Source organism: Paraburkholderia dilworthii (genome assembly GCF_000472525.1).
GTDB classification, from domain to species: domain Bacteria; phylum Pseudomonadota; class Gammaproteobacteria; order Burkholderiales; family Burkholderiaceae; genus Paraburkholderia; species Paraburkholderia dilworthii.
The window spans coordinates 89,485-102,428 of sequence record NZ_AWZT01000010.1; the positions used below are offsets into that span (position 1 = coordinate 89,485).

A 12,944-nucleotide genomic window follows, 5' to 3' on the forward strand; every position below is an offset into this window, starting at 1 on the left:
CACATGCATTCACTTGCACAGCAGAAGCAGGCGCTCCTGGTTCGTGCAACTGCTGCGCGGCTTCTGCGTAACCTGTGCTGCCGCCGCCGCGTTGATGCCTGCGCTTCTGTTCGCAAGACAGGCGCGTAAATGCTTCTCCACCGGCGGGTAATATTTCCAGCCGCGCACGAGGCTCGGCAATTCGAGCTTGACCTGCTTCCACTTCGGATGCCCGTGCTCCTGCAGATTGTCGAAGTTCGCGCATAGCGAGTCGGCGAAATGATTCAGGTTGCCAACGGTATCGCGCAGACCGTAGTCGTATGTGACGAGGAAAGCCTTCACCGTCAGTGTCGGCACGTCTTCCTTCAGCCAGTTCGGATAGCTGCTTGCGCGGATCGTGGCCGGGAAATATGTCTGCTTGGCGCGAACCGTTTCAGGTGCCGCGGGCTCGGCTTTCAGTAGACGGACCTGTTGCAGCAGTTCCGGATTCATGTCGTTGAACAGTTTTGCCGGCTGGCCCACTACGATGATCGCGACGTCCACTTTCTTCACGATTAATGCGGCGAGCGCGTCCTCGTTACTCAGATGCTGGATGTTCTGTTCCGGAATGGGCTGACCGAACATCAGGCGATACAGGGTAGTCGCCGATTGCGCGGTCCCGCTGCCGAGCAGGCCGACGCTGATGGTCTTGTCCCTGATGTCGCCCAAAGTCTTCAGCGGCGAGTCGGCGCGCACCACAACGTTAATCTCTTCGTCGTAGAGGGGCATGATGAGGCGCAGCGGGCGGATCGTCGTTCCTGCGTCGGGGTTTCCCGAATTGGCCATGTCGAGGTAGGCCTGATACACGTCGGATTGGACTAGCGCGAGCTTTACGCCCGGCTCGAAGCGCATGCGCTGCACGTTCTCGGCCGAACCCTTGGACGCCGCCACCGCGAGATCGATGCCCGCCGGCTGCGCGACCCATTTCGACAGGTCCTGGCCGATCTGGATGTACGTGCCCCGTTCCGGGCCGGTGACGATCTTGTAGTGCGCAGGTTCGGCACTGAGCAGCGAAGACGTCAGCAGCAGAATCGCTCCTAGCCACCCCGTCAGAAGTCTATTTAGCATGGTCTGCACCTATCGGTCAGGTTGGCACATTTTGGCTAATTAAATTCGGTATCCGAATTATTTGCCGGGCGGCTGTGAAAGTGGCTTTGCGCTGGCAGTGGTCTGTGAAGTCAGCGGCGCCCAGCCGGTTTCCCGAATCACGCGCTCCAGAATCGTCTTGGCTGCGTCGTTGCCCGTGTCTAGCGCCAGCGCCTCGTTTGCATGCCCGCGTGCGCAGGGCCATGCTTGCTGATCGGCACACAACTGCGCTGCGAGCAACGCGGCGTCGCGGCGCGCCGTCAACGGCTTCAGTTCGACGGCGAGAGTCTGCGCGTCGCTGTTTTCCGGTTGCAGCAATTGCACTGCGCCGAGGGCCGCTTGCGCCGCGCTCAGATCGTTTGTGCGGAATGCGGTGCGGGCCGCCTGCAAGGCTTGCGCAGCATCGCGGAATTGCGGCACGGCCGGTTTCGCGGAAGCCGCCGCTATCGGCACGGTCGCCGGTATCGTCTGTATGGCGTTTCGCATGCTGCCTGTACTGGTGGATGCGTCGGGCACCGCCGCGAGGCGCGAGGCGGGGGCTTCGTCGGGCGAGTATCGCGCGATGGTCCCCGTTGTCGTTCTGGCATCCTGAACAGTTTCTGCGGATGGCTTGCCGTTGCCATAACGGAAGTCACGGCTGTCGTTGAATAGTGCGTAACCGACATACGCCAGGCCCGCGGCGACAATGGCCGCGCTCGCGAGCAGCGCGTGGCGCACGCGGAGCCCGGTGCGATGCCTGAATTCGGCGGGATCGGCGAGAGGCAGCAGCGGCGTGTCGGGGGACAATAGCGACGAAGGCGACGCCTGAAGCGCGGCTGCGGGAGCGAGATTGAGGCCCGCATGCAGCGCGCCGCCAGGGAAGTCAGCCTCGTTGAGCGCCGGCGCGCCGAAGCCGTCGTGCAACGTCGACATGCTCATCGTGCTCGCTCGACTATCGTGCAGCGTGCTACGCGCAGGTGGGTCCGCGTCGAGTGGATGAACCGCGCCGCAATACGGGCAATGGTCGAGTTGTCGGTAGAGGGCACCGCCACATCGTTTGCAGGGCGTCGGAAAATGATTACCGGCTAAGGTCTGAGTGGACATGCTATGGCTCCACCTATGGAAAACAATGCCGTTACGGCATGCTCCTGATCGCGTTGAGGCGGTACGGTGTCCGCGGAAAGCACGATCTACATGCGCCAGAGAGTCCGGGCAGGCAAGGGAGGCTTGCATGCCGTCGTTTTCAATATGTGGCGTTTCGAGGCGGACGTCAATGGACGATCGACCCTATGTTGTGTGCGCTACCGCACATTACCAGGTAGGACGAATGATCGTGTACATCAGGAGGACGAACGCGCGCGTTTATTTTTATGCTACGGCGCGCGTTCCACAGACGAATTTCAGGCGTGTGCAATCAGTGTTTCAATGAGACGCACGAGCAGATGCGACTGCATCAGTGCTGACGCAGCGGGTGATCCTTGAGCAGCCATGCGAGTGCGAACGCGAGTAGTACGACGCACGCCGCGGACAGATACACCGTATGCAACGCGCCGGCAAATGCTTGCAGATAATCGGCGCGCAATGCGTCAGGCAACTGGCGGATCGCAGCGGGCCCGAGTGCGTGCGGCAATTCAGTGTCCGGCGGCATCAGCTTTTCGAGTCGCCCGGCAAGACCGTTGGAGAACACGGCGCCGAATGCGGCTACGCCGATCGAACCGCCAATCGAGCGAGATAGCGTGGCGCCCGATGTAGCCACACCCATATGCCTGAACTCGACGGTGTTTTGCACGGCAAGAATGAGCACCTGCATCACCATGCCAAGACCGCAACCGAGCACACCCATGTCGAGATACATCACATGAATCGGCGTGTCGATCTGCAAACGCGCGAGCAGCAACATCGCAATTGCCACGAGCAAGGTGCCCGCAATCGGGAACATGCGATAACGGCCAATCTTGCTGATCAGGCGACCTGTCACCATCGACATGATGAAGAGGCCGCCCATCATCGGCAGCATCTGCATGCCGGCTTCTGTCGGCGTGGAGCCTTTGACCACTTGCAGATAGAGCGGCAAAAACGTGACGGAGCCGAACATCGACACGCCCACGATGAAGCCGATCAGACTGCTAAGCAAGAACGTGCGCTGCCTGAAGAGTTCGAGAGGCATGATCGGCTCGGCCGCGCTGCGTTCTTCGTGGATGAAGCCCCAGATCGCGACGAGCCCCATACCTAACGTGATCCACAATTGCGGCGACGACCACGGCAAGATCGTGCCGCCCTGGCTCGTGAACAGGATGATGCATGTCAGCGCACCCGCAAGGAACGCTGCGCCCATATAGTCGATGGTGTGCTTCACCTGACGCGCATGCGGCTTGAAGACGGCGCCAATCACAGCGAGTGAGACGATGCCAAGCGGCAGGTTGATATAGAAAATCCAGCGCCAGGTAAGGTGTTCGACAAGAAAGCCGCCGAGCAGCGGGCCGATTACCGTCGCGAGACCGAACACCCCGCCGAACACGCCCTGATAGCGGCCACGCTCGGCGGGCGGAATGACGTCGGCGATCGCGGCCATCGTTACGACAAGCAGGCCCCCGCCGCCGAGCCCTTGCAATGCGCGCAGCACGATCAACTGCGTCATGTCCTGCGCGATGCCGCACAACGCGGAACCGACGAGAAAGAGCCCGATCGCCGTTTGCAGCACGATCTTGCGGCCGAACAGATCGCCGAGCTTGCCGTAGAGCGGCACGACGATGGTCGAGCTAAGCAAATAAGCGGTCACGACCCATGACAGGTTATTGAGTCCGCCCAGTTCGCCGACGATGGTTGGCAACGCGGTCGATACGATCGTCTGGTCGAGCGCGGCGAGCAGCATCACGAGCAGCAGCGCGGGGAAAAGCAGGCGAATGGGCGGGTGATCGGCGGCGTGCCCGCCCGACTGATTCTGTGCTGGCGTGCCTGCCGGCGTAACGGCGTGCAGGTCGCCGTTCAGCTGGTGATGGGACTGCGTGGTGGTGGGCTGTTGCATGGCATCGATGTCTTGAAATTAATTAATTCGGAGATTAATATATGCGACATTCTGTCGCCCGTCAAACGAGTGCAATGGCAAGAATTCCGTCAGTTAATAAAAAGGTGAGCGGTGCGAAGGCTGTAGCCGGCAGGACGGCTGGCGCCACGCTGCGCAAAAGTGCTAAGCGCACGCCGATTGTTGCGGCGGACGTGGGCGTCGATCTCCCGCCGGACGTCCCCGAAAAAACGGCGTCGCGAGGCGGGGCCGGCAGACGTCCGGGTAGACCTGCCGGCGCTGTGCGCGGTTCGGAGCAGCGCGATCGTCTGCTCGAAGCGGCGCTCGTGCTGTTCGCCCGCCAGGGCATCGTCGATACGACGCTTGGCGAGATTGCGCGCGAAGCGGGCTTCACGCCGGCCATGATGCATTACTACTTCAAGACGCGCGATCAACTGCTCGACGTGCTGATCGACGAACGCTTCGGCCCATTGCGTGCAAGTCTTGGCGTGCCGTTCCAGGAGCATGCCGACGATCCTGTCGCCGCGATCACGCAGCTTGCGCAGCGCATGGTGCAGGCGGCGGTGGAGCGCCCGTGGTTTCCGTCGTTATGGGTGCGCGAAGTGATCAGCGACAGCGGTCTGCTGCGTCAGCGCATGCACGAGCGTTTCGGCGACGCGAACCAGAAGATCTCGCTTGACGCTATCGAGCGGTGGCAGAAGGAGGGGCGCCTGAATCCGGCACTCGAACCGTCGCTTTTATTCGTCACACTGCTCGGGCTGACGCTTTTGCCGCTGGCGACTTCGAAGCTCTGGCGCAACGATCCGCAACGGCGTCAGATTGGTGGCGAGGAGATTGCCCGCCACGCGGTCGCGGTCCTCGTGCAGGGAATTGGTCCGAAGAAAGGGCGCTGACGCGCGTATTCGACTTCGCTTTCCGTTACGCAATGCGCGGCACATAACGTGCTACCTCTGGAGATGAGTGCGAGCGTCGCGCAACGGGGCTGCCGGCGTCGCAAAAAGAAATGAATGCAGGAAAGACGAAAAGAAGCACGGCGGCAACGTACAGCAATTGGTTTGCGTCAGCCGTCGCGACAAATCGGGTGTCGGCCCCGGCTGCCGTTGAGATGATGCCGGGAGCCGTTTTTTCATTGGCGTGCAATTTTGGCGCGTTACCGTGCGCGCGTTGCATGGGGCATGTTTACAATCGTGCGCCTTTCTGCAACTCGGCACACGAATTCGAGTCGGAACCATGAACAGCAATATCGCGGCCGCGCAAACCGGCGGCAAGCAGCCCAACCAGCAGGGCGATACGTTGGCCAAGCATGACGGCCTAACCGGATTTATAGAGCAACAACACAAAATGAACGGAGCATTGAGACTCGATCAGGCCACGATCGTGCTCGTAGAAGACGACCCGGACAGCCGGGAATCGCTGACCTTGTTGCTGGAAGCGGAAGGGGCAAACGTCGTTGCAGTGGCGGATGCGGAAGAGGGTGTTGAAGCGGCCGTTCGGCTGCTGCCGGACGCGGTGGTATGCGATCTCGAACTGCCCGCTATGGACGGCTTCTATCTGATCCAGCGGCTGCGCGATCACGAGATTCGCGGCGATCACGCGCCTTCTGTGGCGGTGGCGCTAACGGGGCATACAGACGACGCCTACCGCCTGCGAAGTATCGGCGAAGGCTTCCAGCATTTCATGACCAAACCGGCCTTGCCGGAAGATCTTGTGACTCTGCTGCACGACGCCATCGGCGCACGCGCGGCGCGTTGAGCGGGTCACGCTGCGGCGCGAAGCATGTAGGGCTGTGCGCCGCAGCTACCCGAAATCGTCGTTATTTTGCGGCGACAGGCGCCGTCGATCCCGTCTTTGCGGCAGCCGCGCCGGCTGCTTCAGCCGCCTGACACGCGGAACACAATCCCTTCAGTTCGATTTCGTCGCTTGCGATCCGGTAGCCCGCGTCTTCGATTTGCGCGACGAGCGCCTGGCGCAGCTTCGGCTGATGCAGTTCGGTGACATTCCCGCATTGCTGGCAGACCACCAGGATGCCGTGCTGGCATTGCGTCAGATCGTGGCAGACCGTGAATGCATTGATCGATTCGATCCGATGCACGAGTCCCGCCGACAGCAAAAAGTCTAGCGCGCGGTAAACCGTGGGCGGCGCGGAGCCCGGATGAATCTGGCGCATGTCGTCGAGCAGCGAATACGCCTTGGTGGCGCGCCCCGAATTCAGCAGCAATTCGAGCACTTTGCGGCGGATCGGCGTGAGTTTTTCGCCGCGTTCGCGGCAATATTCCTCCGCGAGCGCCAGTGCGGCTTCGGGCGAGTCGCCGTGCGTATGACCCGGCGCGTGACCATGAGCCTGAGCATCTGCGGAAGCGGCGACCTTGTCCGTTTTCCGGGGACTGGCTGAGTGTGCGGCGTTAGCGGCGGCGGGCTTGGCGTTCTTCATGCGTCGATTATAAAGGCCAACGGAGGCTAATGCCTGTGGCTGCGGCGGCTGGCCTTGCAGCGGCGTGGCGCGGTTATGCCAGGCAACGGCGGCCGATTCCCAAACGCTCCGCGCGCGCCCCGGCCTTGCACTTTCGAGCGGAAAAGGCACGGAACTCGTGTCTTGCAAGGTGCCTGCCGTCTACCAGCTACGCGAGATCGAGGATCAAAGCCTGGGTCCCACCTCTGGCCGCGCTACTTCACGTCAGCGGAAAGTCGACGTATTTCTTGAACCCCGGGCGTGTTGCGATGCGCGAATACCAGCGCTCAAGGTTCGGTAGCGGCGGCCGCTCGATACCGTCGATGCCGAACCAGCGTTTCGCGTACGCGCCGATCACGATATCGGCCAGCGTGAACTTGTCGCTTTCAAGGAAAAAGCGCCCTTGGAGATGCGTGTCCACGAGGTGCCACAGCGCGGTGACGTCGCGAATGTCGTCGGCGAGTCGTGCCGGGTCGCGCTGTTCGGGCGGCGTGCGCACGAGCGCCCAGAACACCGGCCGCTCGGCCGGTTGCAGCGTGGACAGCGACCAGTCCAGCCAGCGGTCGACGCTCGCACGCAGCCGCGGTTCGGCCGGATACAGCGAACTGCCCATGCCATATTGCAGCGCTAGATAGCGCAGGATCGAGTTCGATTCCCACAATACGAAGTCGTCGTCGACCAGCGTGGGAATCTTGCCGGTCGGGTTCATGGAAAGATACGCGGGTTCGTTGTTGCGGCCGAATTGCATGCCCGCGTCGATGCGCTCGTAGGGCAGCACCAGTTCATCGCAGCACCACAAGACTTTTTGCACGTTGACTGAATTCGTGCGTCCCCAGATCGTGATCATCCGGTTAATCCTTTTTTATCGACAGTTGGCAAGCCGCGCCTCGCACGCGGCGTTCAACCAGTAACGATACACGATGCGGGCCTGTTTGGATGCGTGCGCAGCGGCCTGCGTAGCGGCACGCGTACTGGCGCGGGCGTCGGCGTGCGTACCAGCGCGAGCGTCGGCGCGGGGCGCACCCACAACGAAACACCAGCGCGCCTGCCGCCCATGCGTTGCGTACAATGAGCGCACCGAAATACGACGAGGCACCGCATGGCCCGCATTGTCCCCGACGACTGGAAGAGCCTCGCTGCCACCGGCGCGGCGGCGCGCGAGCGGGAAACGCTCGCATTGCTGGAACAGGCGCTCCCCGAAACCTACACCGTCTATCACGGCGTGCACTGGACGCGGCTCAACCAGAACTTCTCGGTATTCGGCGAGGCCGATTTCGTGATCGTCAGTCCGGCGGGGCGCGTGATGATCGTCGAACAGAAAACCGGCTTCCTGCGCGAAACGCCGAAGGGGCTCGTCAAGGTTTATCTGCAGACCGAGCGCAATGTGGCGATCGCCCTCGCACACACCATCGAAGGGTTGCACCGGCGCTTTACCGCCGCGTTCGGCGCGGGCACGTACTTCATCGAGGAACTGCTGTATTGCCCCGACCATATCGTGAAGGACGCCGCGATTGCCGGCGTGAATCCCGCGCGAATCGTCGACGCGACCCGCCGCGACCGGCTCGCCGCGGTGATTCGCGAAGCGTTGCCGGCCGACGAGCCGCGCCTTCCGTGCGCGTCGAAAATCCATCACTTCCTCGCCGATGAACTCGCGCTCACGCCCGACGCGAGCGCGCTCGTCGGCCAGGCGGGGACGCTCGTCACGCGGCTCGCGGGCGGCCTTGCGACCTGGGCGCGGCGGCTCGAATTCTCGCCGTTCCGTCTGCGCGTGATCGCCACGGCCGGCTCGGGCAAGACGCAACTCGCGGTGCAGGTGATGAAAGACGCGGTGGCGCGCGGCCAGCGCCCGCTGTATGTGTGCTTCAACCGGCCGTTAGCCGACCATATCGCACGCGTGGCACCGCCCGAGGCGAAGGTGGCGAACTATCATCAACTGTGCGACTGGATTGCGCGCGACGCGGGCCGCAAGCCCGATTTCCAGTCCGGTCAGGTGTTCGATCAGCTCGAATCGATGTTCGCCGAAACGCCTATCGACACGCACTGGCAATTCGACGTGCTGATCGTCGACGAAGGCCAGGATTTTCAGGAGCCGTGGGTCGCCGCGCTCGAACGCCTGCTGCGCCCCGGCGGCGCGTGGTGGTGGCTCGAAGATCCGTTGCAGAATCTGTACATGCGCGAACCGGTCGCGCTGCCCGGCTGGACCACGTTGAAGGAAACCACCAACTATCGCAGCCCGCGCGACATTCTCGATTATGTGCGCGACGTAGTCGGCTCCGCGGTGCCAGTGGCGGCGACCCTCGCCTCGGGCAGCCCGTTCGACGGCTCCGACATTTCTCTGTCTGTCTACGACGAAGCGAACGCCGCGGAGGGCAGCATCGACGCCACCAAGCGCGCCATCACGCAGGCGTTGTCACTTGGCTTTCGCAAGCAGGACATCGTGGTGCTGTCGTTTCGCGGACGCGAAGGTTCCGCGATGACCGCGCAGGATCATCTCGGCCCGCATCGGTTGCGCTGCTTCACCGGCAAATACGATCTGTTTGGCAATCCGGAATATCGTGACGGCGACGTTCTGTTCGAATCGATCTACCGTTTCAAGGGGCAGGCGGCGCCCTGCGTGATTCTCACCGAGGTCGATTTCGATGCATTCGACGAGCGCATCGCGCGCAAGCTGTTCGTCGGCGCGACCCGCGCGACGATGAAGCTGATCATCGTCGCTTCGCAGCGCGCCGCGCAGCATCTGCATCTGCGCGACGGCAAGGAGAGCACGGACAGGAAAGAGACTAAGGAAGCGCGCGAAGCGTGACGCGCGCTCATGGTCACTCCGACACCCACGCGCGCGCGCCGACCAGCATGCCGGCGCGCGTATGCGCGTCCCACCAGATCACGCGCAGCAGCGGCGCCTGCTGTGCGATCAGCAAGGCCTGCACCGGATCGCTTTCGACGAAATGCGTGACGCCGCCCGCGAGCGCCGCAGCCGCCTTGTGAGCGGCCGCGCCGGCCGGGCTTTCGTCGTGCGTGCCGGGTGTGCGCATCACCAGTTGCATATGGCCGAAGCCATGCCGTTCGAGCCACGCCTGCGTACGCGCGCGGTCCATTTCCGGACGACCTGTAATGATCGTGCGAACTCGTTGCAGGTCGATGCCCGGCAGCACTTCGAACGGCAGCAGTGCATCGCGTTCGAGCAGCGCGGCGGCGAGATCCTCGTCGTAGCGCGCTAGCGGCACGTCAGGCAGCAGAATGCCGTCGAGGTCGATTGCATAGGTCGCGTAGTGGTGGTCGTCCGCCATCGCGGGCGCGGCGCCGGCTTCCACGCGCGCCCAGTCGTCGCGATAACGCTGCGTGTAAGCCTGACGCTCCCACGGAAAGAGCGCGAAGTAGCCACGCGCGTCGATTGCATAGTCGGGCTGCGTGCGGCTCAGATCGTCGACGGCGCCGGTCAGCGTCTTCACATCGAGGCCATGCTGCTGAAGGAACGCGATGCAATCGACGAGCGTAAAGCCGCGGCCCGCAATGTCCTCGCACAGCAGAACCTTCGAGCCGGCGGGCGGGACAGGCAGCGTCGAGTCCCACGCGACCTTGCGCGATGCGCGGTCATAGCGCAGAAACGCAACGGGTGCGCCGGCCGAGTGTGAAACCATCAGCGCGAGCGGCGCACCGCCGCGCAGAATGCCGATTGCCATCGCAAAACCTTCGGCGAGCAACGCGGGTTGCAGCGATTCGATCCAGTGATCGAGTTGCTCATAGGTGAGGGGCAAAACCGGCTTGTTCATAACGCTCGTTGAGTCGCGTAACGCGTGTGGGAAGACCGCCGCCTGAAGCGCGAGGCGCGTTGGCAAATAGTGTGGCGGTGGGCCTTCGTCTTTTCGTGCAAAGAATTTTGACGATATTATGCATGCCGTTCAACGATCGCGCGTCGGGGTGGCGCGTGTTACGGCAAACGCGGGGCAATGCGTTCCGCAAAGGCGGCGGCGTCCGCAAGAAAAAACAGACCACGGATAAAAAAGCAGATGACCAAAGTGACTGCAAGGATGAAACGCAGATTCGGCGCTGGGGCAAGCGCGCGCTGGGCGATGGGACTGATCTTCATGCTGGCTGCGTGGAGCGTGCAGGCCCAGACGGAAGCGGCGGCGCTTTCGCTCGACGTCTCGGGCAAAATCGGCAAGACCAACGACGCGGCGCACCGTTCCTATCGCTTCACCGAGACGCAGCTGCTCGCTCTGCCGGCCCACTCGATCACTACTGCCACGACCTGGACGCCGCGCTCGACCTTCACAGGGCCGCTGCTCGCGGATATTCTGAAGACGGTCGGCGCGTCTGGCACGCAGGTCGAAATCCATACGCTCGACGACTATACCTACACGGTCCCGATATCGGATTGCGACCGCTACGGTGTGGTGGTGGCGTACAGCATGAACGGCCGGCGCCTGAAAATCAGCGACTTCGGGCCTCTGTTCCTCATCTATCCGCGCGATGCGTTCCCCGATGAACTCGCGGGCGCCTCGGGCGATTCTAAATTCGTATGGCAGATCAAGGCACTCATCGTCAAGTAGCGCGCCGTCCGTGGCGCCGTTTTTTTTATGTGCTGATCTGGCTGACCGCGCTCGCGGCGCCCGCCGGCGCGATCGGCTATCTGCTTTACGCGAACCTGCTCAATCCGGACACGACCGAGTCGCTGACGGGCTCGTACGACGGCTTCTATTGGGACGCGGCGCAGCTGCAAATCGCGTACGCACGCTTCGAGAACCAGCTGTTGCTATACCAGGCCGGTGTCGACGACGATTACCAGCGGCTCACGTTGCGCTACCAGTTGCTGCAATCGAAGCTGCACGTGATGGAAGGCTCCACGCTCAGGCTCACGACGCAAGTCGCGCTGGTGCAACGGCAACTCGATGAAATCCACGCGCTCGATCGCATGCTGATCGGTCTTGCTCCGGAGGTCGCGGCGTTGCCGAAGGACGCGGGCGGTGTTAACCGGATCGTCGCGCAGTTGCGCCAGCACTGGAACGAGGTGAACGATCTCGCGCTGAGCCGCCGTTTCGCCGATGTCGCCGACCGCGAGGCGATGAACCGGGATTTCATCGACAAGCGCCGGCTGCTGTTTGCGGGCGGCATGATCCTGCTGCTGCTGTCCGCGGCGGCGACGTTGCTGCTCGTGGTCAACGGCCGGCGTCGCACGCGTCTCATGCATCAGCAGCATGCGGCGCTCGAAGCCGAGCACCAGGCAAGCCGTGCGGCGCGCGAAGCCAGCCTCGCTAAAGACGCGTTTCTCGGCATGATCAGTCACGAGCTGCGCACGCCGCTGCATGCGATCGTGTCGTCGATCGAGTTGCTCGGCTTCAACTATCACTCGGAGGCCGACCGCAAGGTGATCCAGCGGCTCGAAACGGCGGCGCGGCATCTCGAAGCGCAGATGAAGGACCTGACCGATTACGCGCGCCTCGGCGCCGGCAAGCTCGAACTGCGTCATGAGCATTTCGAGCCGCGCGAACTGCTGGCGTCGATCGTCGACGAACATGCGATGTCCGCGGCCGCGCGCGGTCTCAAGCTCGAGAGCGAGGCTGGCGGCGTGAGCGGGCTCGTCGATTCAGACCCGCACCGCATTCGCCAGATCGTCAATAACCTCGTCACCAACGCGATCCGTTACACGGAAACCGGTACCGTGCGCGTAGAGCTGATGCAGCGGCCGACGCTGCTCTGCTTCATCGTTAGCGACACGGGGCCGGGCGTCCCGCAGGCGCAGATTCCGCTGATCTTCGAGGAGTTCACGCAACTGGACGGCTCGCGCACGCGCCGCTTTGAAGGCGCAGGCATGGGCCTCACGATCGTGCAGGGACTGGTGAGACTGTTTGGCGGCACGGTCGAAGTTTCGAGCACGGTGGGCGAGGGCACGACGTTCACCGTGACGATTCCTGTGACGCCCGTCGCGCTTGCGCACGCACCGGGCGTCACCGCGCAGGCCGAACCGGGCGGCGCGCGGCCGAGCGTGCTGATCGTCGACGATAACCGGCTGATTCGCGAGTCGCTCAGCGAAATGGTTGCGCATATGGATTTCGACGCGCACGCGGTCGCCAACGCCGACGATGCACTCGCGTGGCTGGATGCGCGCCGTTGCGATGTGGTGCTGCTGGATCTGCATATGCCCGAGCGCGACGGCTACGCGTTTCTCGCGGATCTGGCCGCGCGCGGCGGGCCGTCGTCCGGCGTGCCGGTGATCGTGGTCAGCGCTTATGCGCCGGAGGCCGGCGCGGCGGGGCAGGGTGCGCAAGGAGAGAGCGGCCCGCGGCCGTTCTTCGAGGCGTTATCAAAGCCAGTACATTACGGCGATCTGCGCAACGCGTTGCAGCGTGCGCTGGCTTCGCGGCATACGGTATGACGCGGGTATGACGCGGT

11 protein-coding genes are annotated in these 12,944 nt (G+C 63.0%); 5 read left to right on the forward strand and 6 right to left on the reverse strand.

What is annotated here, in order from left to right; genetic code table 11:
• Positions 1-9: 9 nt before the first annotated feature.
• From F759_RS0111775 to F759_RS0111785, 3 genes are all read right to left on the reverse strand, one after another.
• Positions 10-1,086: a TAXI family TRAP transporter solute-binding subunit gene (locus tag F759_RS0111775; RefSeq protein ID WP_027800031.1), complete on the reverse strand. Its 1,077-nt coding sequence runs from the start codon at positions 1,084-1,086 to the stop codon at positions 10-12.
• 57 nt (positions 1,087-1,143) lie between these two features.
• Entirely contained in the window at positions 1,144-2,187 is a 1,044-nt protein-coding gene (locus F759_RS37610; RefSeq protein ID WP_036024172.1) for a hypothetical protein, read from the reverse strand.
• 349 nt (positions 2,188-2,536) lie between these two features.
• Positions 2,537-4,108: an MDR family MFS transporter gene (locus F759_RS0111785; protein WP_027800032.1), complete on the reverse strand. Its 1,572-nt coding sequence runs from the start codon at positions 4,106-4,108 to the stop codon at positions 2,537-2,539.
• A gap of 74 nt (positions 4,109-4,182) precedes the next feature.
• Here F759_RS0111785 and F759_RS0111790 point away from each other — a divergent pair, with 74 nt between their 5' ends.
• Positions 4,183-4,998: a TetR/AcrR family transcriptional regulator gene (locus tag F759_RS0111790; protein WP_036024175.1), complete on the forward strand. Its 816-nt coding sequence runs from the start codon at positions 4,183-4,185 to the stop codon at positions 4,996-4,998.
• 337 nt (positions 4,999-5,335) lie between these two features.
• Positions 5,336-5,857, forward strand: coding sequence for a response regulator (locus F759_RS0111800; RefSeq protein ID WP_027800035.1), 522 nt, complete (start codon positions 5,336-5,338; stop codon positions 5,855-5,857).
• Between the two features lie 61 nt (positions 5,858-5,918).
• On the opposite strand, the gene F759_RS0111805 is transcribed toward F759_RS0111800, so the two are convergent.
• A complete protein-coding gene (locus F759_RS0111805) occupies positions 5,919-6,536 on the reverse strand; it encodes a Fur family transcriptional regulator (RefSeq protein WP_027800036.1) in 618 nt (205 codons plus the stop codon).
• Between the two features lie 238 nt (positions 6,537-6,774).
• Entirely contained in the window at positions 6,775-7,401 is a 627-nt protein-coding gene (locus F759_RS0111810) for a glutathione S-transferase family protein (RefSeq protein WP_027800037.1), read from the reverse strand.
• 252 nt (positions 7,402-7,653) lie between these two features.
• Between F759_RS0111810 and F759_RS0111815 the strand changes: the two genes are divergently transcribed.
• On the forward strand, positions 7,654-9,357 hold the full coding sequence (locus tag F759_RS0111815; RefSeq protein WP_027800038.1) for an ATP-binding domain-containing protein: 1,704 nt from the start codon (positions 7,654-7,656) through the stop codon (positions 9,355-9,357).
• A 13-nt stretch (positions 9,358-9,370) separates the two neighbouring features.
• Here F759_RS0111815 and F759_RS0111820 read toward each other — a convergent pair whose 3' ends face one another.
• Positions 9,371-10,324: a phosphoribosyltransferase gene (locus tag F759_RS0111820; protein WP_027800039.1), complete on the reverse strand. Its 954-nt coding sequence runs from the start codon at positions 10,322-10,324 to the stop codon at positions 9,371-9,373.
• 237 nt (positions 10,325-10,561) lie between these two features.
• Here F759_RS0111820 and F759_RS0111825 point away from each other — a divergent pair, with 237 nt between their 5' ends.
• Together F759_RS0111825 and F759_RS0111830 are read left to right on the forward strand one after the other, a co-directional pair.
• Positions 10,562-11,104, forward strand: coding sequence for a molybdopterin-dependent oxidoreductase (locus F759_RS0111825; protein WP_027800040.1), 543 nt, complete (start codon positions 10,562-10,564; stop codon positions 11,102-11,104).
• The gene (locus F759_RS0111830; protein WP_027800041.1) at positions 11,074-12,927 is read left to right on the forward strand and encodes an ATP-binding response regulator; all 1,854 of its coding nucleotides are present in this window, start codon (positions 11,074-11,076) and stop codon (positions 12,925-12,927) included. The genes F759_RS0111825 and F759_RS0111830 overlap by 31 nt, the downstream gene beginning before the upstream one ends.
• Positions 12,928-12,944: the final 17 nt, after the last annotated feature.